Below are 25,164 nucleotides of genomic sequence, written 5' to 3'. Positions count from 1 at the left end.
CTCTCCGTGCGTGAGGATCGGCTCGGCCCATCCGAGCAACCCTCGTCTTTTAATCGCACGAAAGGGCGGGCCACCGTTCTCCGCCTCGGAACATGACGTCTAGATCAATTCCTCGCCGCGCACCTGTGCAGTTTTGCACAAGCATGCGCGGAATTGCAAATCGCCTGAATTTGACGTCCGCGCGAGAATAGGCCTGATCCAATTCAGGGAAGCGATCGATGGATATCGAAGGTTTGCGAACGATGGTGGCGCGGCACGCGACGTCGGCCAATGCGTTGGTGGCGCTCGGTTTGGCGATGGAGGCGCGTATTTCCGGCACGCCACTCGAGGGCAGTGTGGCCCGGCGCACAGGGGCCGTCCTTGCCGAACTCGGCGCCTCCGACGTCGTGGCAAGTGCTGGCGTCATCGAACTTACGCCGGTGCTGGCCAGCATCCGGGTCGATCTGCTTTCAGGTGGCAAGCTGCTGTCGCGCTCCTCCGAAAGCGTCGAGGCCCTGGAAGCCCGTTTACGCCAGGCCTTCGGCGACGTTTCATCTGGCTTCCCGGCGTTGCTGAAGCGGCTGATCGCGCCACAACTGGCCGGTTTGCTGGAGAGGCTCGCCGCACCGGGCGCAGCCTTCCTGGATATCGGCGTCGGCGTCGGCGCCCTGTCGGTGTCCATGCTGCGGCAATGGCCCGGCCTGAAGGCGGTCGGTGTCGATCCCCTGCCTGAAGCCATCGCGCAGGCCGCTGCCAACGTCAGGGCAGCCGGGCTCGAACATCGCATCGAACTGCGCACCGGGCTGGGCCAGGATATCGCGGACACGGCCGCGTTCGACCTTGTTTTCGTACCAAGCGCCTTCATCCCCGAGCCGGATGTCAGGGCCATCGTCAAGCGCAGCCACGCCGCGTTGCGGCCCGGCGGCTGGCTGCTGCTGGCAATGGTCAATCCTGGACCGGATGCACTGGGAGACGCCCTCGCCCGCTTCCGCACCACAATGTGGGGCGGCACGGTCTTTGAAAAGGGCGCAGCCCAGGACCTGATCGATCAGAGCGGCTATGCCGACAGCCGGTTGCTGCCCGGCCCGACCGGGGCGCCTGTCGCCTTCGTCGCCGGGCGTAAGCCGGGCTAACGGTTTCCAGGAGCGGACAATGAAACTGCTGATCTTTGGTGCTTCCGGTGCGACCGGCCGTGTGCTTGTCTCGGAGGCATTGGCAAAGGGCCATGCGGTGACCGCCTTCGTCCGCACGCCGGGCAAGCTTGCCATCAGCCACGAAAATCTGAAGGTGATCGTCGGAAATGTCGCCGATCGGGAGGCGGTCGAACGCGCCGTTGTCGGGAATGATGCGGTTTTCAGCTGTCTTGGGGTGGGCGTGCCGCTGAAACGCGATCCGGCCGTCGTTGCCGGCATCGGCTTCATCGTCGCGGCGATGCAGCAGGCCGGCCCCGAACGGCTCATCTATCTTTCATTCCTTGGAGTTCGCGACAGCCGGCGGCAACTAGGCGCCCTGTTGGGCAACATCATCGCGCCATTGGTGCTGCGCCATGAGGTGGCGGACCACGAAGTGAAGGAAAGCCTGATCGTTCAATCCAATCTCGACTGGACCATCGTGCGGCCCCCCAAGCTGAGCAATGGGGCGGCAACGGGTGAATTTCGCCACGGCAATGGCATCCGGTCGGCGTCGTTGCTGCCGACACTGGCGCGGGCCGACGTAGCGGCGTTCATGCTCGCCCAGCTCGACGACACCACCTACTCGCGCAGGGCAGCCAACATCCTGCGCTGACGTCTCGCGGGAGCCGTCCTCCCCTCGACGAACCGCCCGTTATGTCTTCATCGTCCTTATCTTCATCGTCCTTATCTTCATCGCCCTTATCTTCATCGCCCCTATCTTCATCGCCCTTGTAGGCAGCACCAAAATGGACGAATAGTCTTGAAAGGCGCGCCTCCCTGAAATTGCCGGCATGCGGTTTCTCAGTTGGCGGCATCGCCGCAGCCGGATCCTGGAATGGCCAGTCCTTTGGAACCACGCAAGAGAAGAGGTTCGGTCGCCGCAAGGCTGCTGGCGGTGGATGCGTGGATCGATTCCTCGGTCTACGAAATCGGCTTCAGGGCGCGCCAGTTCTGGGAGGCGGCGACCATCTTCTCGCGGCGTTTCCGCGTCGGCGGCTGGCGCCGCGGCCTGATCGAACTGGTGAGTGAAGGCTTTACGCTCGGTGCCGGCGGCATCGTCGTCCTTTTGGCGCTAGCCTTGCCGGCCTTCCAGATAACCGCCGGCGACTGGCGCACGCAAGGCGACTTCGCCGTCACCTTCCTCGACCGCTACGGCAACGAGATCGGCCAGCGCGGCATCATCCAGCGCGATTCGGTGCCGGTCGACGAGATGCCCGACCATGTCATCAAGGCGGTGCTGGCGACCGAAGACCGCCGTTTCTTCGACCATTACGGCATCGATGTGCTCGGCCTGTCGCGCGCCATATTCGAGAACGTACGGGCCAATTCCGTCGTCCAGGGTGGCTCGAGCATCACCCAGCAGCTGGCCAAGAACCTGTTCCTGACCAATGAGCGGACGTTCGAGCGCAAGATCAAGGAAGCGTTCCTGTCGCTGTGGCTCGAAGCCAATCTGTCGAAGAAGGAAATCCTGCAGCTTTACCTCGACCGCGCCTATATGGGCGGCGGCACCTTCGGCATCGAGGCGGCAGCCGATTTCTATTTCGGCAAGAGCGTCAAGGACCTGAACCTTGCCGAGGCGGCGATGCTGGCCGGCCTGTTCAAGGCGCCGACCAAATATGCGCCGCACATAAACCTGCCCGCCGCCCGGGCGCGGGCCAACGTGGTGCTGTCCAATCTGGTCGATTCCGGCTTCATGACCGAAGGCCAGGTGCTGCAAGCAAGGCTGCACCCGGCCGAAATCGTCGACCGCGGCGAGCAGAAGAGCCCCGACTATTACCTCGACTGGGCCTTCGACGAGGTCAAGAAGATCGCCGCCAAAGGCGGCCCGCACTCGCTTGTCGCCCACACCACCTTCGATGCCAACATCCAGAAGGCGGCCGAAGAATCGATGGAGTTCCACCTCCGCCAGTTCGGCAAGGAATACAACGTCACCGAGGGCGCCATCGTCGTCATCGAGACCAATGGCGCGGTCAGGGCGATCGTCGGCGGCCGCGACTACGGCGCCAGCCAGTTCAACCGCGCCACCAAGGCGCTTCGCCAGACCGGCTCCTCGTTCAAGCCCTATGTCTATGCGACGGCGATGGAGCATGGCTTCACGCCGGATTCGGTGGTTTCCGGCGGACCCATCTCCTGGGGCAGTTGGTCGCCCCACAATTACAATGGCGGGTCGGCCGGCAACGTCACGCTGATCACGGCGATGGCCAAATCGATCAATACGGTGCCGGTGCGGCTGGCCAAGGATTATCTCGGCATCAAGCCGATCAAGGCGATGGCCGAGGCGATGGGCGTCGAGTCGCCGCTTGAATCGCACAAGACCATGGTGCTCGGCACGTCGGGCATGACCGTGATGGACCAGGCGACGGGTTACAGCGTGTTTGCCCAGAACGGCTTTGCCGGAACCCGGCACGGCGTCAGCCAACTCTTCACCCGTACCGGCGAGGTGGTCTACGACTTCGCCAAGGATGCGCCGCCGCCGCATCGGGTGCTGTCGGAGCTGGCGCTCAAATACATGAACACCATGCTGGCGGCGGTGCCGGTGATCGGCACGGCCCGGCGCGCAGCCCTTCCAAACATCGTCGTCGCCGGCAAGACCGGCACGACCCAGTCCTACCGCGATGCCTGGTTTGTCGGCTTTACCGGCAACTACACGGCCGCCGTCTGGCTCGGTAATGACGACTTCACCGCGACCAACAAGATGACCGGCGGCACGCTGCCGGCCATGGTGTGGCAGCGCCTGATGCTCTATGCGCACCAGAATATCGACCTCAGACCGATCCCCGGCCTCGATCACCCCTTCGTCGATGCCGAAATCGCCGCCAAGGCCAAGGAAGCGGAAAAGAAGAACGCCGAACAGGCAGCTGCCGATGCCGCCGCCGAGCGTCCGCCGGTGCTGTCCAGCCGGACCACCCAGACCCTGAAGGAACTGACCAGGCTGTTCCAGGCGGCACCCGTGCTCGACGCGCCCGCTGCGCCGGAGACCCTGTCGGCGCTGTGACGGCCAATTGCGCGGGGCCGCTTGCCACAAGGCCCTGCGCCGCGATATCCCCGAGCGGCAATCTTTCATTCCCGGCCTTCGGTTCCCTGCCTCCTCATGCTCAAGAACGCCTTCCTGACACTGCTTTCGCTTGCCATCGCCGTCGTCGGCGGTGGCGGCAGCGTCTGGTATGCACTGAAGCTGCAGGATGGCGTCGGCGCCATCAGGATCGGCCAATGGACCGCCTTCCCCGATATCGGCACGCCGACGGCAGATCCCTATTCGAAGGCCCGCGTGGCTCGCGAAGGCGTGCTGGCGCTCGGACAGGCGGAAGGACTGTCCTTCATCGCCGAGCGCGATTCCGGCGGCGAACAGCTCAAGCGGCAATGTGCCTACAAGATTGCGGGCGGCTTTCCCACCGCCCGGTTCTGGACGCTTTATGCCGCCGACCAGTCGCTTGGCGTGGTCGAGACCGGCAAGCCGAGGCCGGCTGCGCTGCAGTCCTATCAAGTGCTGCGCCAGGCCGACAATTCGGTGGTCATTTCCGTCGGCAGCCGCCCTGCGCCCGGCAACTGGCTGCTGACCAGCGGCGCCGGCAAGATGTACTTGGTGCTCACGTTCTACGACACGCCGATCGCCAGCAGCACCGGTCTCTCGGACGTCATGCTGCCGCAGATCCAGAAGGTCGGCTGCAATGCGTAGCCTGCTGCATGCCGTGCTGCTCGGCCTGCTCGGCGCCGGCATCGTGCACATCATCGTGCTGCTGCTCGTCCCCGAGTTCTCCGAACGCGACGCCTGGTCGCGATTGGCCATGGCTTCGGATCTCTACAAGATGACCAGGCTCGACGCGGAAGCCGGCGGCGCGCCGGTGGTGAAATCGGTCGATCCGCTGTTTTATGCGGCGGCATGCCGCTTCGACCTTGCCGAGGGGATGGTGCGGGTCAAGGCGCCGGGCAAGGTGCCATTCTGGTCGATATCGGTCTATGACCGCGGCGGCCACAACATCTACTCGTTCAACGACCACAGCGCGACCGCAGGCATGCTCGACACCGTTGTGCTGACGCCGGCCCAGATGATCGAGGTCCGCAAGGATCTTCCCGAGGAACTGCAAGGGGCCATCTTCGTCGAGGCGCCGATAGAGGAAGGCGTATTCGTCATCCGTTCGTTCGTGCCCGACGACAGCTGGAAGCCGATCGTCTCGCGGTTTCTCGAACAGAGTTCCTGCGAACTGCAGGATTTTTAAGCCGGTTCCGATGCTCAGTGATGCGGTACCGGCAATGTTCCCGAAGGTCCCGGCTTGTCGGGGCCGGCCGGCCGCGTTTCGCCCGTCAGCGGCCGCTGCTCGTAGCGCACCCCGGGAAAGATGATCACTGCCGCCGGCGCGGCTTGTTGTGCTCGATTGGTTGCCGCCGTTCGCGGCACGAAAGACAGTACCATGCCCATGGTTCGCGTATTCCTCTCGGTTGCCCCGGAGCACAACGCAACGCCTCCATAGTCGATTAAGAAGGCAGTAGGTTAACGGAGCGCTAACGGATCGCCGCTAAATTGATCTTTGTTCTTGGGAAACGCGAAACCGGTACAGCCCGGCAGAGCGCTGTCCAGATCGTGTCGAGTGTCGGGCGTATCCTTCGTGTCAGCTTCGGATTTCAGGCAAATCGCAGCAGGAGCTGAATCGGGAAAGGCCGAAAGGCTGTTTCGCGCCGCGGTATCGGCGTTCTGCTCGCTCACCCGCCCTTCGCGCCGGGAAATCGCGCAGCTCGAAGACCTGACGCTGCCGCTGTTCGAGAATGTCTCGGTCGAATCGCGCCGCTACGTCGCGGCAGCCCTTTCCGAATGCGAATATGCGCCCGCCGCGCTGGTGCGGCGGCTTTGCCAGGAGCGGGTCGATATCGCCGCGCCGCTGCTCATCCGCTCGCGCGCCCTCAGCGACGTCGACCTGATCGCGCTGATCGGACGTCACGGCCTGCCGCATGCCCGTGCCATTGCCCGCCGCAAGGATCTCAATCAAACGATCGCGGATCTCATCAAAGTGCTCGAAAGGCCGACGCTGGTGCGGTCGCAGCAGCAGCCGGAAACAACCGCCAAAGCCGCGTCCGAAAACGCCGAAGTGGTTGCGGGCGAGGTCAACAGGCAAGAGGCTTCCGATGTCGCCGAAACTGTACGGCGGCGGTTGCGATCCATGATGCGCGAGAGCTGCACCGCCATCGGTCCGTTCGTCGCGCCGCAAACCTACGTCAAGCTGCGCGAGACCGCGCTGACCGGCAATGCGGCATTCTTCCAGACAGCGCTCGCCGATGCGCTCGAAGTCGATTTTTCAACGGCGCGGACGCTCACCGCGAGCCACAATTACACACCGCTTCTGGCCGCCTTGCGCGCGCTCGACCTCAGCGAAGACAAGGCGTTCCTGATCACGGCCGCCATCTATCCGACCGAGTTTCCGCACCCGCAGGCGATCCGCATCTTCCTCGACCGCTACCGCCTGCTGCACCGCGACGCGGCGTTGGACAGGCTCCGCGGCTGGAAGGCCGACACCGTGTCGAAAATCGTTCGCAAGCCCGGGCGCGTCGCCGCAAACGCCGACCTGCGCAAGCCGAACAGCGCCGATATGACCGCCAGCCCAAAGGCGCGTCGCATCTGAGGCTTGCCGTTACGACGCCTTGACCGAGATAAGCTCCTCGACGGGAATGGCGCCCGCCTCGATCTCGACCACCCAGATATCCGGATCGAATCTCTTCTCGCGCTCCAGCCGCGCGTCGAAGATGGCGGCATCGTCGCCTTCGCCAAGCAGGCTGAAAAAACGGTCGTCCGGCCTGGCTGAATCGTAACTCGTCTGCGGCGCCGGCCCGAATAGCGCTATCCCCCCCAGCCTGCCCCGCGCCAGCACGAAAACCGCGCCGGCTTCCGTCGCGCCGCGCTTGACCACGGCGGCAAAGCCGCCGGCGCTGAAAACCCGGCGCAACAGCGCCGACACCCACAGATCGGTGGTTACCCGCATGGAGAAGTCCTGGACATGCGGCGGTCCTTACAGCATTGGCCGGAAGACCGTAACCGGTCTTTGCCAGGCGATCGGCGAGCGGCCGTTTCGACCCTTAGTTGGTCAGGCCGATCTCGCGCATCTTGACGTAGACGATCTCGTCGGGCTCGCCGGTCTCGGGCAGGCCGAACAGCGCCTGGAATTCCTTGATCGCGGCCTTGGTGCGTGCGCCGACGACGCCGTCCAATTGCATGTCGTCATTGCCGAACGCCTTCAGTCCGGCCTGGATCTTGACGATGCGGGGATCCGGCGCCGTCGCATTTGCCGGTGCGGACACCGGAATGGCGGCTGGAACAGCGGCCGTTTCGACCGGCCGCGGCACCGGATGCGGCACCACGGCCGCGGTCTTTGGCGTGGCGCCCAGTTGATCCAGCAGGACGCTGTCGATCTCGCCGGAGGCATTCAATCCGACCTTCTGCTGATAGGCCTGGATGGCCTTGCGCGTATTCGGTCCGGGAATCCCGTCAACGGTGCCGGCATAGAAATCGAGATCCTTCAATATGCCCTGGACCTGCTCGACGACCGGGTCGCTCTTGATCGGCGCAGCGGCCGGACGCACGATATTGATGGTAGTTTCGGGCTCGTCGCTGTCCGCCCGCGGAAAGCGCTCGATACTCCTGGTGGCGAAAAACGCGCCGGCATGCGGAAAAGGCTGGTACCAAAGCGCGTTCGCCGAGACGTAGAACAGCGTCACCAGGAACGCGGTGGAGCCGCCGACCACAACAGGATTGCGCGAGATCAGGCTGCCCAGCGCCATCGCTCCGTGCTCGAAGGCATTGCCGCGGCGTTTGACCGCCCTAGGCTGTTTTGCGGAGCGACCCATTGCTCTCCCCTTTGCCACCGTCCGCCTTGGCTTTGACTGCGGACATCGGCACCACGCCGGTCTTCTCCTTCGAACGGCCTGTCGGCCCGTTCACGGGAAGGCTGATCGTCACCGTAGTGCCCTCGCCCGGCATGCTTTCGATCGACATTGTGCCCTCGTGCAGCGCCACCAGCCCCTTCACCAGCGAGAGCCCGAGGCCTGTGCCTTCGAAACGGCGGGTATAGTCGTTCTGGATCTGCATGAACGGCTTGCCGAGATTGACGAAGTCTTCCTCGGCGATGCCGATGCCGGTGTCCCGGACCCAGAAATGCAGCCGCGAGCCGATGCGCTTGGCGCCGATGACGACATTGCCGCCTTCGGGCGTGAACTTGATCGCGTTGGAGACGAGATTGATCAGGATCTGCTGCACGGCGCGACGGTCGGCATTTATTTCGCCTGCGTCCGGCGCGATCTGGGCCTGCAGATCGATGGCCTTTGCCTCGGCTTGCAGGCGCATCATCGATTGGCACATCTCGACCGCTTCGCGGAAGCGGAACGGTTCCGGTTCGGTCGCGTAGGCGCCCGATTCGATCCGCGATACGTCGAGTATCGAGGTGACGACGGCAAGCAGGTGCTGGCCCGAATCCCTGACCAGCCCGACATATTCCTTCTGGCGCGGATCCTTGAAGCTGCCGAACATCTCGTGCAGCAACATGTCGGAAAAGCCGATGATGGCATTGAGCGGAGTGCGCAGCTCGTGGCTGACGACGGCAAGGAAGCGTCCTTTCGCCACCTCGGCGGAGGCAGCCGCCTCATTGGCTGCGGCAAGCTCCTGGCGCAGTCCGGCCAGTTCGTCGTTTTCGCGCAGAAGAAGCGTGAAGACAGTCTCCTGCCCCGGCGCGCGCATCATCTCGAGCGAGAACGGCCGGTAATTGTCGGCCGTCACGCCGCTGCTCTGCGGCAACCGTACGCGAAGGTCGAGCCGGGTCGACAGGGCGCCATCGCGCATATCGGCCAGCGCACTGAGATACGGGACGCGGTCGGACAGATGGATGCGATCGAAAAGTCCGGTGCCGAAAAGCAGCTCCGGTGGCAGCCGCAGCATAGTGCGTGCCTTAGCCGAGACGTCCAGAACCTCGCCATGCGCCGCGATTCGCAGCACGACGGCGTCGATGAGGTCTTCGAGCCGGTGGCTGCCGGCCGGATCGAGCTGTGCGTTGGCGGCGCCGCGAAGCGGAGCGATACGCGGAATGAGCGTGAGTGCCCAGGCCAGTGGTACCAGCCAGTGCCATGCGGCGATTTCGGTCTGGTCGAGCGGCAAGACGGAACCGGCTAAAGGCTGCAGCAAGACTGCGACAAAGGCCGATATGGCGCCCCAGATCACGGCACGGCGCGACTGGCCGATCCACCACGCTTCAAACGGCAGCGCTACCGCGAGCAAGGCAACCGGCGAGGCCACACCACCGGCGGCAGCGATAAGGGCACCCAGGGCAACGCTGCCGACGACCAAGGCGAGTTGGCCGGCCAGGGTCATCTTGCCCGAGGCAGCCACCAGCAGGGCGGCGAACCAGCAAAGGCCGAACGCCGCAAAGATGGCAGCCACAGTCACGGCCGCGCCCATGCCCGACGTGACCAGCGTCACCGCTGCACCCGCGCTGAAGAAAGGAGCCGCCAGCATGGCGCCAATGAACCGGCTGTGGCGGCAACGATCGCTCTGGCCGAGCACGGACGGATGAACCATCCGTTCGCAACCGGCGGCTATCGCGCCCGGCAACTCGGCGTATCTGGCCTTGATCGCACTCAACTCAACGCACCCGGTCGTGAACGGCCCTGCTTTGCAGGCGGCTTTTGTCGATCCAAAACTCGCATCCAGCGTTTAAGGAATGGATAAGGCTGGGCCGATCGTCCCCCGGCAGGCTGCAAATATCGGGATACCGGCGGGGAAAAACCGGGGCAATTGCCGCCATAGTAAACGGAGCGTTATCCACACCGCCCGCGCCTGCACCTACGACCGATGGCATCAAACTGTCGCCGATTAAGAAAATGATAATGAAAAACAATAGGTTGGATGGTTATCAGTTGCTGAATAAAATCTGAGCCGTTCGAGGCAAATGAACTTCAAAACGCTTCGTTTCGAATCTACCTAAAATTTAAGGAAAACTGTTGCTTTCGGGACAAGCCGTCCTTTGCGCGTCTGTGTCAGTATCGCGGTACAAGGGTCGTGCGGTTCGGATGCATGACGTCATAAAGGACAGACAGATGGGCTTTCTGATAAGAGCTGCTTTCTGGTTTTCGCTGGTGCTTCTGGCGCTGCCGCTGGGTGTCGGCGCCGATGATGCGGGCCGCGAAAGCGTCGGGCCGCTCCAGGCGCTGTTTGCGGCGCGCGAAGCCGTCGGCGATATCGCCGGCATCTGCGAGCGCAAGCCGGACGTGTGCGAGACCGGCAAATCGGCAATGCACACCATCACCGCCCGGGCCAGGGAGACCGCCAAGATCGCGGCCGCCATGCTGGACGACAAGGCCGCTGAACCCGATACGGTGACGACCACCGGCAGCGTGTCCGAGGAAATCGTGTTGCCGGCGAAAGTCGATTTGCCGGCGAAAGTGCACTTGCCGGCGAAGAACTGAGACTGTTTCGGCCGAATTCATCGCTAAACCGCAAGGCTCTCGCTCTCGGCACCTGCGGCGTTTCTCCTCTTTTTCCGTGACGTGGCAGCGCCGGATGACTATATCCGGGGGAATGACGACGACGATCCAGACCATCCGCGACGACTTTTCCCTGCTCGACGAGTGGGAAGACCGCTATCGCTATGTGATTGAACTGGGTGAAGCGCTGTCGCCGTTTCCCGACGAGCAACGCATACAAGCCAACAAGGTGCCCGGCTGCGTCAGCCAGGTCTGGCTGACCACCGAGCAAGGCGGGGGTGTCGACCCCGTTATCACCTTCAAGGGCGATTCCGACGCGCATATCGTGCGCGGCCTGGTCGCCATCATGCTGGCGCTGTTTTCGGGACGGCCGGCCAGCGAAATCCAGAGGACCGACGCAGAGGCCACATTGAAGGCACTCGGACTTGACGAGCACCTGTCGCCGCAGCGCGCCAATGGTCTTCGCTCGATGGTCAAGCGCATCAAGCGTGACGCCGAGGCAGCGCTGAAGCAGACCGCCTGACCGGACGGCAATTGCCGGCGGCATGAAGAACTGGCGGCCTGAGCTTGGTCTCCCCACAATGCGAAAACGGCGCCTGTAGGCGCCGTTTGAGTATCAAACCGGAAGAGCCGCTTGTCAGCGTCCCTTGCGCTTGCGGCCGAGACCCATCTTCTTGGCGAGCTGCGAACGGGCGGCCGCGTAATTGGGCGCAACCATCGGATAGCTCGGGTCCAGGTTCCACTTTTCACGATACTGGTCGGGCGTCAGATCATAGTGGGTCATCAAGTGACGCTTGAGCGACTTGAACTTCTTGCCGTCTTCGAGACAGATGATGTAGTCGTCATGCACCGACCGCTTCGGATTTACCGCCGGCTTCTGCTTGTCGGCAGGCGGCTGCTCGGCGGCCCCGCCGACGCGCCCGAGAGCGGCATGGACATCGGCGATAAGGTTCGGCAGTTCGCCGACCGGTACGGGATTGTTGCTGACATAGGCAGCCACCACGTCGGCGGTGAGCTCGATCAGCGCGTCACTGTTTCTGGAAGGTGTTTCGGTAATATCCATGGCGTTCAGGCCCCAACGAGAATTGTTTCTGTTTGCGCCCGTTTCGATAGTTGGGCATCGCGCGAACTTGTGCAGGAAAAAGCCTCCGCGATTCGCGTCGCGGCATCTTAATGGGCCGGGCCGCCAAGTAAGTCAATTCGCTTCTTTCGGTCTATTCAGCGATACAAGTCAAATCTTCCATATTCAGCTTCACTCTTTCGTGCAAAGCGTAACTTTGCCGTTTTTTCTGGTCAGACCAGCATCGACTGACGCCGCGGCAAGCAGCCATTACACAAACGGCAGCAGGTAAATAGAGTTCGATGCTTGACCCTGCCGGCGGCATTACAGCCTGGATGATCGGCGGATTCAGTAAAATCATAGGTTGCGAAGCGTTACTGTTGCTCGCGAGCCGTCGCCGGAGCGGTGCGCTGTGTCATTGAAATGGGGTAATGTATTTCCGTAGACCCAGCCATATCGGCCACTTGCCAAGCCGCGAAGGCAGTTGCATGAGATTGACCGGCACTGGCAGGGTCATCGCAGCGACGGCGAGAACCGCGGCAGTCCGAGAAGAAATATTCGTTATCCGCTCCTCCAGCCCGTCCTCTCGAGCCACCACGACAATAGATCATAGCCCTTGAACCCGCGCTGCTCGGCGTGTTCATTCGCCATTCAAGTAGCTTCCACAGCGAGACGCAATGACCAGAACCCCAGTGTTTCCGACCGCCACGCCGCCGCAGCCGGAGAAGCGGCCGATCTTCGACACGCATCACGGCATAACGCGGACGGACGATTATGCCTGGCTGAGGGCCGCCAATTGGCAAGAGATGTTCAGGGATCCGTCCCTGCTCGACGGCCAAATCCGCGCCCACCTCGAAGCCGAGAATGCTTACCAGGCGGCGCTGATGGCCGATACGGTCCAACTGCAGAAGCAGCTTTTCGCGGAAATGAAGGGACGCATCAAGGAAGACGATTCTTCCGTGCCGATGAAGGACGGACCTTACGCCTACGGCTCCTCCTTCAAGCTTGGCGGCCAGCAGCCGCGTTATTTCCGCACGGCGCGTGACGGCGGCGACAAGCAGATATTGCTCGACGGCGATGCCGAGGCCGAGGGCAAGCCCTATTTCCGCCTGGGCGGCGTCGATCATTCGGACGACCACAGCAAGCTGCTCTGGGCCTTCGACGACAAGGGTTCCGAATTCTACACGCTGCGCGTCCGCGATCTGGCCGGCGGCAACGATCTGGCGGACAGGGTCCCGGACACCGGCGGCGGCGGTGTGTGGGATGCCGGCAATGACGGTTTTTTCTACACCCGCCTCGACCCCAACCACCGTCCTTCCAAAGTGCTGTTCCATGCGCTTGGCGACGGTCCTGAAAACGACCGGCTGATCTACGAGGAGACCGATCCCGGCTTCTTCATGGATGTCGGTGGCACGCGCTCCAACGAGTGGATCATGATCGGCATCAACGATCATGAGACCTCGGAATACCGCATCATGAGCGCCGACGATCCGTTCGCAGAGCCGAAGCTGGTTGCGGCGCGCCAGACGGGCCTGCAGTACGAACTCGAGGAAGGCGGCGACATCTTCTTCATCCTCACCAATGCCGACGGCGCCAAGGACTTCAAGATCATGACGGCGCCGGCCCATGATCCGGTGCGCGCCAACTGGCAGGAACTGGTGCCGCACGAAGCGGGCCGGCTGATCCTTTCGGTGATCGGCTTCAAGGACCACATGGTCCGGCTCGAGCGCAAGGAAGGCCTGCCGCGCATCGTCGTGCGCGACCGCAAGAGCGGCGAGGAGCACCTGATCTCCTTCGACGAGGAAGCCTTCTCGCTCGGCCTGTCCGGCTCCTACGAATACGACACCGAGATCATGCGCTTTTCCTATTCGTCGATGACGACCCCGGCGCAGGTCTTCGATTACAACATGCGCACCCGCGAGCGGGTGCTGCTCAAGACCCAGGAAGTGCCGTCCGGCCACGACCCGGAGCACTACGTCACGCGCCGGCTGATGGCGCCTGCCGCCGACGGCGAACTGGTGCCGATCTCGCTCCTCCATCACCGCGACACACCGCTCGACGGGTCCGCCCCTTGCCTGCTTTACGGCTACGGATCTTACGGCATAGCCGTACCCGCCGCGTTCAACACCAATCTGTTTTCGCTGGTCGACCGCGGCTTTGTCTACGCGACAGCCCATGTTCGCGGCGGCAAGGACAAGGGCTATGGCTGGTACGACGACGGCAAGCGGGCGAACAAGATGAACACGTTCACCGATTTTGTCGCTGCCGCCCACCACCTTGTCGCCGAACGCTATACACAGCATGACCGCATCGTTGCGCAAGGCGGTTCGGCCGGCGGCATGCTGATGGGCGCGGTCGCCAACATGGCGCCGCAATGCTTCGGCGGCATCGTCGCCGAGGTTCCCTTCGTCGACGTGCTCACCACCATGCTCGACGCCAGCTTGCCGCTGACGCCGCCGGAATGGCCGGAATGGGGCAATCCGATCGCGTCAGCGGAGGATTACCGGACCATCGCCGCCTACTCGCCCTACGACAATGTCGCCGCACTCGACTATCCGCCGATCCTGGCGCTGGCCGGCCTGACCGACCCGCGCGTCACTTATTGGGAGCCGGCCAAATGGGTGACGCGGCTGCGCGACCGCAAGACAGGTGGGAATCCGGTGCTGTTCAAGATCAACCTGGATTCAGGCCATGCCGGCGCCTCCGGCCGGTTTTCAAGACTGGAGGAAATCGCCTTCACCTACGCCTTCGCGCTCAAGGTGACGGGCAAGGCCGAGCTTGCGGCGTGAACATCGGCGGATGAGCGATCATTGCCTTCCGTTCCGCGACGTGGCTTCATTGGCGGTGAGAGTTGCGGAGCCCACCAATGATCGATCTCGCCACGTTGATAGCTTATGTCGCGGTTGTGCTTGGCTTTGTCTTCATCCCGGGTCCCGCCACTCTTCTGACGGTGGCGCGGGCAACCAGTTCCGGAACCAGGGTGGGCATTGCGACCGGCGCCGGGATCGCGGCCGGCGACGTGGTTCACACCTTCATGGCGATCGTCGGCATTTCGGCGATCATTGCCACGTCGGCGGCGCTTTTCAGCATCGTGAAGTACATCGGCGCAGCCTACCTCATTTATCTCGGCATTCGCGCGATCATCGAGAAAACGCCGGCCTATCCGGCCGCCGGCGCACTTGCGATCCCCGCTGCCAAAGCATTTCGGCAAGCTGTTTTGACCGAGGTTCTCAATCCCAAGACCGCGCTTTTCTTCCTCGCATTTCTTCCGCAGTTCGTGCGGCCTGAAAACGGATCGGTGATGCTTCAACTGGCGATATTGGGCGTCATCTTTGTTCTGTTGGGCCTCGTCAGCACGGTGGTTTTCGCCATGGGTGCGGGCGGCCTCGGTGCATTCCTGCGCCGAAACCCGACGGTGCTGAGATGGCAAGGCAAGGCTGTCGGCGGTATCTATTGCGCCTTAGGCATCCGGCTGGCGCTGCAACAGCGCTAGGGTCTCGACAGGCGACGAGCCGTACGAGGCTTCGGATAATGGGCAGGCACAGCTGATTTTCCGCTCGCAATTGCAAAGGCCGCGCGCTACCCAGTGCGCGGCCTTTTCACGGTCGCCGCCAACACACAATCACCCAGGGATCTGCCATGTTGCTCGTCGATGTCTATCTCGACAAATCGCCCATCCAGGGCATCGGCGTCTTTGCCAAGAACCACATTGCCCGCGGCACGCTGGTCTGGAAGCTCGACCCGAAATACGACCGGCGCATCGAGGTAGCGGCCTACGAGCGGGAAACCGGGCCGGTCAGAACCTATCTCGACCGCTACGCCTATCCGGACCGGCGCGACCCGAATTACATCGTCTTCGAAGCCGACGATGCGCGCTACATGAACCATGCCGACGACCCGAATTGCGACGTCTCGCAGCCGGAGGAGACCTATGCCTTGCGCGACATTGCGCCTGGCGAGGAAATGACCTGCGACTACAATCACTTCTTCGAAACCGGCTTCGACTTTCTCGGCGACCGCTGACGCAACGGCCGTCAGCTCGACGGCTTCTTGCGCGCCGGATAGCCGTTGGGGTGCGGCGGCACGGCTTTCAGGTAGGCGGCGATCGCCGAGCGGTCCTCCGGGGTCAGCACGGCCATGTTCCGCTGCACGTCGACCATTGCGCCGCCGACCGTATCGAAATCCGGCGTGAAGCCGGTTTCGAGATAGTTGGCGATGTCGGCCTCGGACCAGTCCGCGATGCCGCCCTCGCCCGACGTGATGTTCGGCACAATGCCGCTGCCTTCGGCGGCGGCCGCCCCTGCCAGCCATTGGCTCTTGCTGGTGCCGCCGGCAAGATCCCGCGGCGTGTGGCATTCGCCGCAATGGCCGGGGCCTTCGACCAGATAGCGGCCTGTCAACACCGGATCCGGTGTGCCGTCGGCGAAGGAAACGACCGGCTGGTCCTTCAAATAAAGCAATTTCCACAGACCAAGGCCGCGTCGGACGTTGAAGGGAAATGCCAGCGAATTGGCGGGCGCCTTGCCGGCGACCGCGGGTAACGTCTTCAGGAATGCATAGAGATCGGCAATGTCGGCCGGCTTCATGCGCGCGTAGGAAGTATAGGGAAATGCCGGATAGAGATGCTCGCCCGACGGCGACACGCCCTTCAGCATGGCGTTGGCAAGATCCTCGACCGACCAGGCGCCGATGCCGTCCCTGGTATCCTGCGAGATGTTCGGCGGCACGAAGGTGCCGAATGGCGTCTTGAGTTCAAGGCCGCCCGCCAGCTGAAGACGGGCGTCGCCTTGCGAGCCAGGCTTGGCATGACAGGATGTGCAGCCGCCGGCGTAGAAGATGCGCTTGCCCCTGGCCGCGTCGCCAGGACCAAGCTCAGCCAGCGTTGCGGCATCGAGCCTGACCGGAGCCGACAGGAACCAGCTGGCAATCGCGGCCGCGCCGCCCTGAACGAGGGCGGCGCCGACAAGTTTCTTCAGCAAGCGCATTGCCCGCTATCAGCCTTTTTTCACCCTGTAGTTTTGATGACAGTTGCCGCAGCCGCCGCCGATGGTGTTGAACTGCGCCTTCAACGCGTCGGCATCCGCAGGTGCTGCGGCGACCGCCGCCTTGACGTCGGCGAGGTACTTGCCTTCAGCCGTCTTGAAGCCGGCCATGTCCTGCCAGATTTTTGGGGACGCCGTGGTGTCGCCGGTGTCGCTGCCCGCCGGGAAAAGCGTGTCGACGCCGGCATGGAATTTCTCGGCATTGACCTGCAGTGCCTGCAACGCCGTCAGCACCGAAGCGGCGTCGTAGGGCGTCTCGCCCTTGACCACTTTCGACAATCCGGCGGCGATCTTGCCACGTTCCTTCATCAGGGCCTGCCGGTTGGCTACCGGGTCGGCAAATGCCGCCGAACCAGCGAAGGCGAGCATCGAGGTGGCGAGGATAAGCTTTCTCATTCACTTGGCTCCATGTTGAAGGCAAATTCAGGATGCGGTCCCACCCCGATTACAAACGGCAAGGATGGCTTAAAAATTCCGACGCTTCGCCTCACGCTTGCGTGAAATTTTGCAGCTGTCGTTCTGATGCTGAAAAAGAAAAGCCCCGGTTCTGCCGGGGCTTTCTGGAACGGATCAGGCCTTTTCGTAGAGTTCGAGCACATAGTCCCAGTTGATGAGACTGTCGACGAAGGCTTCGAGATATTTCGGCCGGGCGTTGCGATAATCGATGTAATAGGAATGTTCCCAGACATCGACGCCGAGGATCGGCGTCGCGCCATGGACGAGCGGGTTCTCGCCATTCGGCGTCTTCGAGATCGCCAGCTTGCCGTCCTTGACCGAGACCCAGGCCCAGCCCGAACCGAACTGGGTGGTGCCGGCGGCGATGAAGTCGGCCTTGAACTTGTCGTAGCCACCAAGATCGCTGTCGACCGCCTTTTTCAATGCGCCCGGCAGCTTGTTGCCACCGCCGCCCTTCTTCATCCATTTCCAGAAATGGATGTGATTGTAGTGCTGGGCGGCATTGTTGAAGAGGCCCGCATTCTTGCCGAAGGACTGTTTGACGGCCTCTTCGACCGACAAATCGCCCATGCCCGCCTCGGCGGCCAGCTTGTTGCCGTTGTCGACATAGGCCTTGTGGTGCTTGTCGTGATGATATTCCAGCGTTTCCTTGGACATATAAGGCTGCAAAGCCTCGTAATCATAGGACAAGGCGGGCAATTCAAAAGCCATCGGTCGTACTCCCTCGTGGAAAAATCCGGTGTCGATACCGGACTAACATAGGACTGGATTGGTCTGGAACAACTCCGGAAACGAAGCGCCGGCCGCTTTTTAGCGGGTCAGCCGGGCGAAGTCGAATGCGCCCATTCCCAATACAGTTCGCGCGCCTTCTTGGCCACCGGTCCGGGCTGCAGATTGCGATCCTCAATACGGGTGACCGGCACGACTTTCGAGTGGTTTCCGGTCGAGAAGATTTCGTCCGCCTCCAGGAAATCGCGGATCGACAGCGTCTTTTCCGTCGTCGTGAAACCGTATTCGCCTAGCAGGGCCATGGTGCGCGCGCGGGTAATGCCGGACAGGAAGGTGCCGTTCGGCGCCGGCGTCAGGACATGGCCGTCCTTGACCAGGAAAATATTCGAGGTGCCGGTCTCGGCGACATTGCCCAGCATGTCGAGCACGAGCGCATTGTCGAAGCCGCGCATCTTGGCCTCTAGGATGGCCCGGCCGTTGTTGGGATAGAGGCAGCCGGCCTTGGCGTTGGTCGGCATGGTTTCGATGGTCGGGCGCCGGAACGGCGACACCGTCACCGAAAACCCCGCCGGCGAGATCATCGGCGATTCGTAGAGGCAAAGGCAGAAACGAGTCGAGGCCGGGTCGGCCGGCACGCCCATATAGCCGCCATGCTCGGCCCAATACATCGGCCTGATATAGACCGCCGTGTTGCCTTCGAACTTCTTCAGCCCGTCCCAGGTCAGGCCGACGATCCTGTCGGTGCTCATCGTCGGTTTCAGACCGAGCGCGATCGCCGAGGCATTTACCCGCGCTGCATGGCGATCGAGATCGGGAGCGACGCCCTCGAACCAGCGGGCGCCGTCGAACACGCTGGTGCCGAGCCACATGGCGTGACTGCGCGGCCCTAGAATGGCAACATTGCCCTCGTACCAGTCGCCGTCGACGAAGGTCCATGTCGCGGATTGCGCCGCAGTCGCCAGTGTCATTGCCAGGTTCCGTTCGATGCTTGTTGCGGCGCATTGGAAGATGCTTTGGCGGCCGCCGTCAACCGGCTTGGCTGAGATTTGTTGAGGCCAGCGGACTGGCGGACTGCAATCAGCGCTTGCGCCTTGCCTTACGCGGCCTCAAAACTGTCGAATGCAGTTCGCGGCTTACGTTTTCGACGCCTATGGCACGCTGTTCGACGTGCATGCGGCCGTGCGCCGTCACGCCGACCAGATCGGGCCGGACGGCCAGTTGCTGTCCGATATTTGGCGCGCCAAGCAGCTGGAATATTCCTGGGTCAGGACGCTGATGGGGGCCTATGCCGATTTCTGGCAGCTCACCGAGCAGGCCCTCGACTTCGCCCTGCGCAAGGTTCCATCCGCGGATGCCGGGCTGAGGGCGAAGCTGCTCGAGGCCTATTGGCGGCTGGACTGCTATCCGGAGGTACCGGCCGTGCTCAAGGCGCTCAAGGCATCGGGGGCAAGGCTGGCGATCCTGTCCAACGGTTCGCCTGAGATGCTGGAAGCGGCCGTCAAATCCGCCGCGCTCGACCAGGTCCTGGACGACGTCTTTTCCGTCGACAGCGTCAGGCGCTTCAAGACCGATCCGTCGGTCTACGACATGGTCACCACGGGCTGGCGCCTCTATCCGGGCGCTGTCTCTTTCCAGTCATCCAACCGCTGGGACGTCGCCGGCGCCACCAAATTCGGCTTCAGGACGGTGTGGATCAACCGCGCCAATCAGCCAGAGGAATACCGGGATTTTCCACCGGCCCTGATCCTGCCGTCCCTTGAAGGTCTGGTCGCCGGGGGGTGACACCGGACATGTTGCCTCGGCGCAACAGTGACGATCCAGTCACAGCTTTGCCTTTGTTTGTCCACCCTGCGGCCAGAATTGGAACCGCCTATCGCGCCGGGCATTGCTCGGGCAACCGCGCGCAACCGGACGCATTTATGCTTTGTTGCGATTTGAGACTTAAAAAAGGCAATCATGTTCACACCCCCATCGTCCTCTTTTCGCCTGAGCCGTCGCGGTTTTCTCAACGCAGCAGCCCTCGGCGCCGCCTCGGTCGCGGTCTCCAGTTGCACCACGCTGTCGCAACAACCGGTCGAGCCACCGCCGCCGACCTATGTCGAGCCGGCGCTCGGCGACTATGTGACGATGTATGGGCCGATGTCGGATGGCGGCTTCGAGCTGCCGGCCATACCGGTCGACAAGATCGACCCGCAGTTCCTGCGCCAGATCGTGGACGATCCGACCGGGCAGCAGCCGGGCACCATCGTCGTCGACACGACCAATCACTTCCTCTACCTGGTGCGCCCGGGCGGCCAGGCGATCCGCTATGGCGTCGGCCTCGGCCGCGCCGGCTTCGAATGGTCGGGCGATGCCGTGGTCCAATGGAAGCAGAAATGGCCGAAATGGACGCCGCCGGACGACATGATAGCGCGGCAGCCGGAGTTGAGACCCTACAGCGCCGAGAATGGCGGCATGCCCGGTGGGCTCAAGAACCCGCTTGGCGCGCGGGCGCTTTATCTCTTCCAGGGCAACCAGGACACGCTCTACCGCTTGCACGGTTCGCCGGAATGGCGGTCGATCGGCAAATCGGTGTCGTCGGGCTGTGTTCGCCTGATGAACCAGGACATCATCGATCTCTATGATCGTGTGCCGAACAAGACCCCGGTCGTGGTGACGGCCGACATCGGTCAGCCGATGGTGGCGACAGCAAACCGCAAAGCCATTCCGATCGACGCCGGCGTGCCGGAAGGATCGATCCTGCTCGGCCCGATAAAATCGATCACAAACTCTATCTTCTGAATTGGGCGAAAGCGCGGGCGGGATCTTCCTCGCTCCTGCTAGTTTTGCTGAGCGTCGGCGTGGCCCGCTTTTAGGTCCGATGGTTACGCAGAGCAGCGGATTTTGCCGCGCTCTGTGCAGACGCCGCCGGTAGACAGCTCATGACCCGAACCGCCCCTCCCAAGGCGATTTGGTAGCCCAAAAGCTGACCTCTAGCGGAGCCGGCGGTCGTGATCCGCAACGGACATTTGGACCGTCAGAGACGTCATATTGCCAGACGTTGCATGGCTCGCTGGCGCACTCGCGAGACATCATTCGAAAAAGTTAAGCCTCATAGTAGTGTAGTTCGAGCAGCAGGCACCCGGTCTGCGACCGGAAGGGACCGTGATAGACGCCAGGCAGCCGGCAGGCGTAGGTGTTCGGGGCAAAACTCGGAGACGCCTCTTCGACCGAAGTTCCGCCAACGATGAGATCTCCCGATACGAGATAGACTTCTTCCCAGTATTCATGCACGAACGGCATCGTCGTATAGGCGCCTGGTGCAAACCGAAGCAGCCGCGTCCGATTCCCGGTCTTGCCTGCCTCGTCGAGCCGGCCGGCAAGAATCTTCTGCTCGATGCCGGACGGGTAACCAGGCGGCGAATGCCAGCCATCCCCGGTCATGTCGATGGTGTGAAATTCCTTATGTTCCTTTCGGATCGGCATCGCAAACCTCAAGCGGCAGCCAGAGCGGCACGGTCGACCTCGTCTTCCAGCGAATAGCTGTCCAGCATCTGATCGACGAGCTGCGTGCAGCGGTCCCAGTCGAAGGTGCGGAAGCTGTGCCCCTTGGTCACGAAGGTGGCGCCTGCATAGAACATCTCGTATTGCAAGTGGCGCGAGGCGAACTCCGACCCGACCGCATCCCAGGCCAGCTTGAAGAATTTTACCCGGCCCTCCGACGAGAGGACCGGCGATTGCTGCGTCCTTTCAATCAGACTGCGCAGCTCCGGATCGGCGAAATCCTGGACGGAGGACGGCAGCATGATCAGTCCGCCGCCCGCCAACTCGCGCAAGGCCAAAATCACCCCGGCATAGAGCTGCTGTGTCAGCACCTGAGCCGAATAGAGCGTATGTGCGTCGGGCACGAAATAGCCGCCAAGCATGCTGCCCTTCACCTCCATGGCGTGCACCAGCGCGTCGACCATGGTGTTCTGCGCCGCCAGCGCTCCCAGCGTCTCGCGCACCTGCGGAAAGTTGATGACGCCATTGGTCTCGGCGATGCGCCGGGCGATGCCGACGAGAAAGCGCATCTTCACCATCAGGCGGATCTGTGCCTGATAATTCTGGAACACATGCGCCGGGGTGGCATGGAACTGCCGCTGGCACATGGCGATGTCCTGGTTGATGAAGACGCGGTCCCAGGGAACTTTCACATCGTCGAAGTAGAGCACGGCATCGTTCTCGTCGAAGCGGCTGGCGAGTGGATTGTCGAAGACACTGACGGCGCTCTCCTCGTAGGATTTGCGCGACAGGATCTTCAGCCCGCCGGCATTCATCGGCACGGCGAAGGACACCGCATAAGGTTCGTCGCCCTCGCGCAGTGGCTGGATGCAGGTGACGAACACCTCGTTTGCCATGATGCCGCCGGTCGCCAGCATCTTGGCGCCGCGGATCGTCAGGCCTGCGGCGTCCTGGTCGACGATGCCGGCGGTGAGAAAACGGTCCTGCTGCTCGCCCGTCGGCTTCGAGCGGTCGGCCTGCGGATTGATTATGACATAGGTGAGATAGAGCTCATTGTCCCGGGCGTAACGGTAATAGTCAGCAAGCGCCGCGGCGCGCGGCTTGTCGTAAGCCTCGAAGACCTCGATCCCCATGAACATGCCGGAAATGCAAGAAGCGACATGGTCCGGCGCGCGGCCGAGAAAGCCATAATGAAGCTCCGTCCAGGCTTCCAGCGCCTTGCGCCGCTCGACAAGGTCGGCATGGCTGCGCGGCAACTGCCAGATGCGGTTGGCCCGCTGTCCGCCACTTTCGGGAACCTCGAAGGTCATCAGCTCCCGGTTGTCCGGTCGCGCCTGGAAATCGTAGAGCGCGCCGACCGACCGGATGGTCTGGCGGAAGGCTGGATGCGCGGTGACGTCGCCGGCGCCCTGGCCATTGATGTAGACTTGCCTTCCATCCCTCAGCATCTCGATATGCTGCGCCCCGGTCTTGATCATCTTACCCTCCGCGATCAGTAGTGCCCAAGAAATCAATAATGGATGTCGAGCGGCCAAAGCGGCGCCGTGAACTCCGTTGGCTGCAGTGATGCGTAGCGCCCCTTGCTGAAAACCAGCGCCTGCCGGTCGGCGAAGGACCGGAAATGCTTCACCCTGGCGATGAACAGCACGTGGTCCCCGGCTTCGTGCCTGGCCCACGGCTCGCAATCGAACAGCGCCGCCACGCCGGGTAGCACCGGGGCGCCGGAGCGGCCCTGCTCGAACCGCACTCCTTCCCACTTGTTGGAAAGCGGCTTGGCGAAGCGGTTGGAAATGTCCTTCTGGTTTTCCGAGAGAACGTTGACCGTGTAACTGGCAGCCTTCCCCCAGAGCGGCAGGCTGGCTGAACGACGGTCAATGCTAAAAAGGACGAGGGGCGGGTCGAGAGACAGCGAGTTGAACGAGCTTATCGTCATGCCAAGTTGCTCGCCGTCAGCCAGACAGGTGACGACGCAGACGCCGGTCGGAAATTGTCCAAGCGCCTGCCGGAACGCGCGCACGTCGAAAGCCGTTTCTCCTTCGATGATCATGCCCGGCCCTTTCGGCATCGATTTGTTAGGTCACAAAAATCAATTCACCAATTCCGCTGGCCAACTGCCCGCCGCCACTGTGTGTTCCGACCGTTCGGCCGCATTGCCGATGCGAGCGCCGCGGCCCCTTTTTCACTGCGTCACCACCGCCGGCCCGCGCGCGGTTGCAACCGCGCCCCAGCCTGCCGCCGTCGGCAGCCGTAGGGCGACCAGCGTCCGCGCCAGATGCTGGGCAACGGCTGCGGCCGCCTGTTCGGGCTGTCCGCGGCGTATGCCCTCGACGATCGCTGCATGTTCGGCAAGCACCCTGTCGCCGCGCCCACCGGAGATTGTGACGGCGTGCACGCCCATCCGCAACTGACGATCCCGCAGGCCCTCATAGAATTCGGCGAGCACCGGATTGCCAGCGGCGCGCACGATCGTGCGATGAAATTCCCGGTCGCGCTCAATGAACGCAACAGGGTCGTGCTGCACCTCCATCTGGAGGGCGACCAACCTGTCGAGTTCCACGGCAAGCATGTTGCCGAAGCCGGCGGCCTGTCGCGCGCACCACTCCTCCACCAGGCTCCGGGCCTGCATGACCGCTTCGATCTCCGCCTCGGTAATCGGCGGAACATAGGCGCCCTTCTTCGGCACGATCTGCAGGAAGCCGTCGGCTTCGAGCCGCAACAGAGCTTCGCGCACCGGCGTCCGCGACGTTCCCGTCTCGCGACAGACTTCCGCCTCGGTAAGGAACTTGCCCTCGCGGCTGGGCAAGGTGAGCACATGCTGCTTCAGCCAGCGGTAGACCACGTCCTGCGCAGCATCGCTTCGTTGACCTATCGCAGTGCGTTCTGATTGATGCCGCTCGCTCATAGACATCATGTATACATGTTGTTGATTAGAATTTCAAGCAACTTGCCACCTGGCTGCGCCGAGCGCCAACGTCAGGAATTTGCACACCTTGGCGGGTCGGCACGTTCAGCCTTCAGCTTATGACAAGGCTCTGGAACTCCCCGCCGGATAGAAAGCGGTCAGGGCAAACGCGTATTTTGTCGCTCCTGCCATTCAGGAAGTCCGGCCGCTCTTGGCGGTCGATCGGCAAGTCGGTGTCGTCGGGCTGTGTGCGCCTGATGAACCAGGACATTATCGATCTCTATGATCGCCTGCCGAACAAGACCTCGGTAGTGGTGACAGCCGACATCGGCCAGCCGATGGTGTCGACAGCAAACCGCAAAGCCATTCCGATCAAGCCGGCGTGCCGGAAGGATCGATCCTCCTCGGCCCTATAAAATCGATCACAAACTCTATCTTCTGAGCTGGTCGAAAGCACAGGGGCGGGATCTTCCTCGCTCCTGCTGGTGTTGCCGAGCGTCGGCTTGCCCGTACCGGCGCCCGCCTTTGGATTTGATGCTTACGTTGAGCAGCGGATTTTGCGGCGCCGTGTGCAGACGCCACCAGTGACAGCTCATGACCCCAAAAGGACATTCGGCGCGTGGCAATCAAACTTCAGTTTCGAGGCTCAAGCGGTCGTTCTGCCTCGAGCCGGCGGTTGCAGGTTGTTGGGTGTCGCTTTGTAGCCCGGAGTCCCATTGGCCGGACAGCGGCTTCGGGTCCGAAGCGCGACATTGTCGGCGACAGTCAGAAAGGTCTCGAAATGTGATGGGTTTCGGATGCCGGCCGTCTACTGAGATGGCGTGGCTCGAGGCCGGCGTCCGGAAGCCTCCAGGGAAGGAACCCGCGGGGTGGAGATTTCGGTTT

The 25,164-nt window shown here is 62.6% G+C and carries 26 protein-coding genes and 1 pseudogene; 14 read left to right on the top strand and 13 right to left on the bottom strand.

From position 1 onward, the window contains the following. The first annotated feature begins 218 nt into the window (after positions 1 to 218). From NKI25_RS33245 to NKI25_RS33225, 5 genes are all read left to right on the top strand, one after another. A complete protein-coding gene (locus tag NKI25_RS33245) occupies positions 219 to 1,112 on the top strand; it encodes a class I SAM-dependent methyltransferase (protein WP_352708731.1) in 894 nt (297 codons plus the stop codon). 19 nt (positions 1,113 to 1,131) lie between these two features. Then, positions 1,132 to 1,764, top strand: coding sequence for an NAD(P)-dependent oxidoreductase (locus NKI25_RS33240; protein ID WP_352591648.1), 633 nt, complete (start codon positions 1,132 to 1,134; stop codon positions 1,762 to 1,764). A 222-nt stretch (positions 1,765 to 1,986) separates the two neighbouring features. Continuing rightward, positions 1,987 to 4,146: a transglycosylase domain-containing protein gene (locus NKI25_RS33235; RefSeq protein WP_352591645.1), complete on the top strand. Its 2,160-nt coding sequence runs from the start codon at positions 1,987 to 1,989 to the stop codon at positions 4,144 to 4,146. A gap of 96 nt (positions 4,147 to 4,242) precedes the next feature. After that, positions 4,243 to 4,827 carry a DUF1214 domain-containing protein gene (locus NKI25_RS33230; protein ID WP_352591642.1) on the top strand — a complete coding sequence of 195 codons (585 nt, stop codon included), beginning with the start codon at positions 4,243 to 4,245 and terminating at the stop codon, positions 4,825 to 4,827. Then, on the top strand, positions 4,820 to 5,368 hold the full coding sequence (locus tag NKI25_RS33225; RefSeq protein ID WP_352471000.1) for a DUF1254 domain-containing protein: 549 nt from the start codon (positions 4,820 to 4,822) through the stop codon (positions 5,366 to 5,368). Before NKI25_RS33230 ends, NKI25_RS33225 begins: the two co-directional genes overlap by 8 nt. 14 nt (positions 5,369 to 5,382) lie before the next feature. On the opposite strand, the gene NKI25_RS33220 is transcribed toward NKI25_RS33225, so the two are convergent. Beyond that, complete coding sequence (locus NKI25_RS33220; RefSeq protein WP_023677835.1) at positions 5,383 to 5,568, bottom strand: hypothetical protein; 186 nt, start codon at positions 5,566 to 5,568, stop codon at positions 5,383 to 5,385. Positions 5,569 to 5,755: 187 nt separating this feature from the next. Between NKI25_RS33220 and NKI25_RS33215 the strand changes: the two genes are divergently transcribed. After that, on the top strand, positions 5,756 to 6,763 hold the full coding sequence (locus tag NKI25_RS33215) for a DUF2336 domain-containing protein (protein ID WP_352591639.1): 1,008 nt from the start codon (positions 5,756 to 5,758) through the stop codon (positions 6,761 to 6,763). Between the two features lie 9 nt (positions 6,764 to 6,772). Here the strand turns inward: NKI25_RS33215 and NKI25_RS33210 are convergent, their stop codons facing one another. The 3 genes from NKI25_RS33210 to NKI25_RS33200 all read right to left on the bottom strand — a co-directional run bounded on the left by NKI25_RS33210 (position 6,773) and on the right by NKI25_RS33200 (position 9,702). Further along, a complete protein-coding gene (locus NKI25_RS33210) occupies positions 6,773 to 7,120 on the bottom strand; it encodes a DUF1491 family protein (protein WP_352591636.1) in 348 nt (115 codons plus the stop codon). 94 nt (positions 7,121 to 7,214) lie between these two features. Further along, positions 7,215 to 7,982 carry a peptidoglycan-binding domain-containing protein gene (locus NKI25_RS33205; RefSeq protein WP_352591633.1) on the bottom strand — a complete coding sequence of 256 codons (768 nt, stop codon included), beginning with the start codon at positions 7,980 to 7,982 and terminating at the stop codon, positions 7,215 to 7,217. Continuing rightward, complete coding sequence (locus NKI25_RS33200) at positions 7,957 to 9,702, bottom strand: ATP-binding protein (protein ID WP_352591665.1); 1,746 nt, start codon at positions 9,700 to 9,702, stop codon at positions 7,957 to 7,959. The genes NKI25_RS33205 and NKI25_RS33200 overlap by 26 nt, the downstream gene beginning before the upstream one ends. Before the next feature lie 518 nt (positions 9,703 to 10,220). Here NKI25_RS33200 and NKI25_RS33195 point away from each other — a divergent pair. Together NKI25_RS33195 and NKI25_RS33190 are read left to right on the top strand one after the other, a co-directional pair. Further along, positions 10,221 to 10,589, top strand: a complete 369-nt coding sequence (locus NKI25_RS33195) for a DUF5330 domain-containing protein (RefSeq protein ID WP_023677842.1) — start codon at positions 10,221 to 10,223, stop codon at positions 10,587 to 10,589. A gap of 112 nt (positions 10,590 to 10,701) precedes the next feature. Further along, positions 10,702 to 11,130 (top strand): SufE family protein, encoded by a 429-nt coding sequence (locus NKI25_RS33190; RefSeq protein WP_352591662.1) that lies wholly within the window; start codon positions 10,702 to 10,704, stop codon positions 11,128 to 11,130. 114 nt (positions 11,131 to 11,244) lie between these two features. On the opposite strand, the gene NKI25_RS33185 is transcribed toward NKI25_RS33190, so the two are convergent. After that, the gene (locus NKI25_RS33185) at positions 11,245 to 11,670 is read right to left on the bottom strand and encodes a Ros/MucR family transcriptional regulator (protein ID WP_023677844.1); all 426 of its coding nucleotides are present in this window, start codon (positions 11,668 to 11,670) and stop codon (positions 11,245 to 11,247) included. Between the two features lie 674 nt (positions 11,671 to 12,344). Between NKI25_RS33185 and NKI25_RS33180 the strand changes: the two genes are divergently transcribed. From NKI25_RS33180 to NKI25_RS33170, 3 genes are all read left to right on the top strand, one after another. Further along, positions 12,345 to 14,456 carry a S9 family peptidase gene (locus NKI25_RS33180; protein ID WP_352591630.1) on the top strand — a complete coding sequence of 704 codons (2,112 nt, stop codon included), beginning with the start codon at positions 12,345 to 12,347 and terminating at the stop codon, positions 14,454 to 14,456. Positions 14,457 to 14,533: 77 nt separating this feature from the next. Further along, positions 14,534 to 15,160, top strand: a complete 627-nt coding sequence (locus NKI25_RS33175; protein ID WP_352827019.1) for a LysE family translocator — start codon at positions 14,534 to 14,536, stop codon at positions 15,158 to 15,160. A 146-nt stretch (positions 15,161 to 15,306) separates the two neighbouring features. After that, on the top strand, positions 15,307 to 15,690 hold the full coding sequence (locus tag NKI25_RS33170; RefSeq protein ID WP_353000594.1) for an SET domain-containing protein: 384 nt from the start codon (positions 15,307 to 15,309) through the stop codon (positions 15,688 to 15,690). Between the two features lie 11 nt (positions 15,691 to 15,701). Here NKI25_RS33170 and NKI25_RS33165 read toward each other — a convergent pair whose 3' ends face one another. The 4 genes from NKI25_RS33165 to NKI25_RS33150 all read right to left on the bottom strand — a co-directional run bounded on the left by NKI25_RS33165 (position 15,702) and on the right by NKI25_RS33150 (position 18,862). Continuing rightward, positions 15,702 to 16,652 (bottom strand): cytochrome c, encoded by a 951-nt coding sequence (locus NKI25_RS33165; RefSeq protein ID WP_353000593.1) that lies wholly within the window; start codon positions 16,650 to 16,652, stop codon positions 15,702 to 15,704. A gap of 9 nt (positions 16,653 to 16,661) precedes the next feature. Next, positions 16,662 to 17,105, bottom strand: a complete 444-nt coding sequence (locus NKI25_RS33160) for a c-type cytochrome (RefSeq protein ID WP_353000591.1) — start codon at positions 17,103 to 17,105, stop codon at positions 16,662 to 16,664. Between the two features lie 174 nt (positions 17,106 to 17,279). After that, positions 17,280 to 17,876, bottom strand: a complete 597-nt coding sequence (locus tag NKI25_RS33155; protein WP_352827016.1) for a superoxide dismutase — start codon at positions 17,874 to 17,876, stop codon at positions 17,280 to 17,282. 107 nt (positions 17,877 to 17,983) lie between these two features. After that, the gene (locus tag NKI25_RS33150; protein ID WP_352578408.1) at positions 17,984 to 18,862 is read right to left on the bottom strand and encodes a branched-chain amino acid aminotransferase; all 879 of its coding nucleotides are present in this window, start codon (positions 18,860 to 18,862) and stop codon (positions 17,984 to 17,986) included. Positions 18,863 to 19,013: 151 nt separating this feature from the next. On the opposite strand from NKI25_RS33150, the gene NKI25_RS33145 reads away from it, so the two are divergent. Together NKI25_RS33145 and NKI25_RS33140 are read left to right on the top strand one after the other, a co-directional pair. Continuing rightward, positions 19,014 to 19,676: a haloacid dehalogenase type II gene (locus NKI25_RS33145; protein ID WP_352827015.1), complete on the top strand. Its 663-nt coding sequence runs from the start codon at positions 19,014 to 19,016 to the stop codon at positions 19,674 to 19,676. Between the two features lie 174 nt (positions 19,677 to 19,850). Beyond that, positions 19,851 to 20,675 carry a L,D-transpeptidase gene (locus tag NKI25_RS33140; RefSeq protein WP_352578407.1) on the top strand — a complete coding sequence of 275 codons (825 nt, stop codon included), beginning with the start codon at positions 19,851 to 19,853 and terminating at the stop codon, positions 20,673 to 20,675. Positions 20,676 to 20,978: 303 nt separating this feature from the next. On the opposite strand, the gene NKI25_RS33135 is transcribed toward NKI25_RS33140, so the two are convergent. From NKI25_RS33135 to NKI25_RS33120, 4 genes are all read right to left on the bottom strand, one after another. Next, positions 20,979 to 21,359 (bottom strand): cupin, encoded by a 381-nt coding sequence (locus NKI25_RS33135; RefSeq protein WP_353000586.1) that lies wholly within the window; start codon positions 21,357 to 21,359, stop codon positions 20,979 to 20,981. Between the two features lie 8 nt (positions 21,360 to 21,367). Beyond that, positions 21,368 to 22,855 (bottom strand): 4-hydroxyphenylacetate 3-hydroxylase family protein, encoded by a 1,488-nt coding sequence (locus NKI25_RS33130; RefSeq protein ID WP_352591614.1) that lies wholly within the window; start codon positions 22,853 to 22,855, stop codon positions 21,368 to 21,370. Positions 22,856 to 22,887: 32 nt separating this feature from the next. Continuing rightward, the gene (locus tag NKI25_RS33125) at positions 22,888 to 23,424 is read right to left on the bottom strand and encodes a flavin reductase family protein (protein ID WP_352591611.1); all 537 of its coding nucleotides are present in this window, start codon (positions 23,422 to 23,424) and stop codon (positions 22,888 to 22,890) included. 132 nt (positions 23,425 to 23,556) lie between these two features. Continuing rightward, complete coding sequence (locus tag NKI25_RS33120; RefSeq protein WP_352827013.1) at positions 23,557 to 24,216, bottom strand: GntR family transcriptional regulator; 660 nt, start codon at positions 24,214 to 24,216, stop codon at positions 23,557 to 23,559. A 275-nt stretch (positions 24,217 to 24,491) separates the two neighbouring features. On the opposite strand from NKI25_RS33120, the pseudogene NKI25_RS33115 reads away from it, so the two are divergent. After that, a pseudogene (locus tag NKI25_RS33115) lies at positions 24,492 to 24,721 on the top strand (L,D-transpeptidase); the annotation flags it as partial. Positions 24,722 to 25,164: the final 443 nt, after the last annotated feature.

This window comes from Mesorhizobium sp. M0808 (assembly GCF_040320025.1).
Lineage (GTDB): Bacteria > Pseudomonadota > Alphaproteobacteria > Rhizobiales > Rhizobiaceae > Mesorhizobium.
The sequence above is the reverse complement of the archived record's forward strand: the minus strand, read 5'-3'. Positions and strand labels throughout refer to the sequence as shown.

Bases quoted from the DNA above. Each gene is read 5' to 3' on its own strand.
- NKI25_RS33245 (WP_352708731.1), top strand. From the start codon at position 219: ATGGATATCGAAGGTTTGCGAACGATGGTGGCGCGGCACGCGACGTCG.
- NKI25_RS33240 (WP_352591648.1), top strand. From the start codon at position 1,132: ATGAAACTGCTGATCTTTGGTGCTTCCGGTGCGACCGGCCGTGTGCTT.
- NKI25_RS33235 (WP_352591645.1), top strand. From the start codon at position 1,987: ATGGCCAGTCCTTTGGAACCACGCAAGAGAAGAGGTTCGGTCGCCGCA.
- NKI25_RS33230 (WP_352591642.1), top strand. From the start codon at position 4,243: ATGCTCAAGAACGCCTTCCTGACACTGCTTTCGCTTGCCATCGCCGTC.
- NKI25_RS33225 (WP_352471000.1), top strand. From the start codon at position 4,820: ATGCGTAGCCTGCTGCATGCCGTGCTGCTCGGCCTGCTCGGCGCCGGC.
- NKI25_RS33220 (WP_023677835.1), bottom strand. From the start codon at position 5,568: ATGGGCATGGTACTGTCTTTCGTGCCGCGAACGGCGGCAACCAATCGA.
- NKI25_RS33210 (WP_352591636.1), bottom strand. From the start codon at position 7,120: ATGCGGGTAACCACCGATCTGTGGGTGTCGGCGCTGTTGCGCCGGGTT.
- NKI25_RS33205 (WP_352591633.1), bottom strand. From the start codon at position 7,982: ATGGGTCGCTCCGCAAAACAGCCTAGGGCGGTCAAACGCCGCGGCAAT.
- NKI25_RS33200 (WP_352591665.1), bottom strand. From the start codon at position 9,702: ATGGTTCATCCGTCCGTGCTCGGCCAGAGCGATCGTTGCCGCCACAGC.
- NKI25_RS33195 (WP_023677842.1), top strand. From the start codon at position 10,221: ATGGGCTTTCTGATAAGAGCTGCTTTCTGGTTTTCGCTGGTGCTTCTG.
- NKI25_RS33190 (WP_352591662.1), top strand. From the start codon at position 10,702: ATGACGACGACGATCCAGACCATCCGCGACGACTTTTCCCTGCTCGAC.
- NKI25_RS33185 (WP_023677844.1), bottom strand. From the start codon at position 11,670: ATGGATATTACCGAAACACCTTCCAGAAACAGTGACGCGCTGATCGAG.
- NKI25_RS33180 (WP_352591630.1), top strand. From the start codon at position 12,345: ATGACCAGAACCCCAGTGTTTCCGACCGCCACGCCGCCGCAGCCGGAG.
- NKI25_RS33175 (WP_352827019.1), top strand. From the start codon at position 14,534: ATGATCGATCTCGCCACGTTGATAGCTTATGTCGCGGTTGTGCTTGGC.
- NKI25_RS33170 (WP_353000594.1), top strand. From the start codon at position 15,307: ATGTTGCTCGTCGATGTCTATCTCGACAAATCGCCCATCCAGGGCATC.
- NKI25_RS33165 (WP_353000593.1), bottom strand. From the start codon at position 16,652: ATGCGCTTGCTGAAGAAACTTGTCGGCGCCGCCCTCGTTCAGGGCGGC.
- NKI25_RS33160 (WP_353000591.1), bottom strand. From the start codon at position 17,105: ATGAGAAAGCTTATCCTCGCCACCTCGATGCTCGCCTTCGCTGGTTCG.
- NKI25_RS33155 (WP_352827016.1), bottom strand. From the start codon at position 17,876: ATGGCTTTTGAATTGCCCGCCTTGTCCTATGATTACGAGGCTTTGCAG.
- NKI25_RS33150 (WP_352578408.1), bottom strand. From the start codon at position 18,862: ATGACACTGGCGACTGCGGCGCAATCCGCGACATGGACCTTCGTCGAC.
- NKI25_RS33145 (WP_352827015.1), top strand. From the start codon at position 19,014: ATGCAGTTCGCGGCTTACGTTTTCGACGCCTATGGCACGCTGTTCGAC.
- NKI25_RS33140 (WP_352578407.1), top strand. From the start codon at position 19,851: ATGTTCACACCCCCATCGTCCTCTTTTCGCCTGAGCCGTCGCGGTTTT.
- NKI25_RS33135 (WP_353000586.1), bottom strand. From the start codon at position 21,359: ATGCCGATCCGAAAGGAACATAAGGAATTTCACACCATCGACATGACC.
- NKI25_RS33130 (WP_352591614.1), bottom strand. From the start codon at position 22,855: ATGATCAAGACCGGGGCGCAGCATATCGAGATGCTGAGGGATGGAAGG.
- NKI25_RS33125 (WP_352591611.1), bottom strand. From the start codon at position 23,424: ATGATCATCGAAGGAGAAACGGCTTTCGACGTGCGCGCGTTCCGGCAG.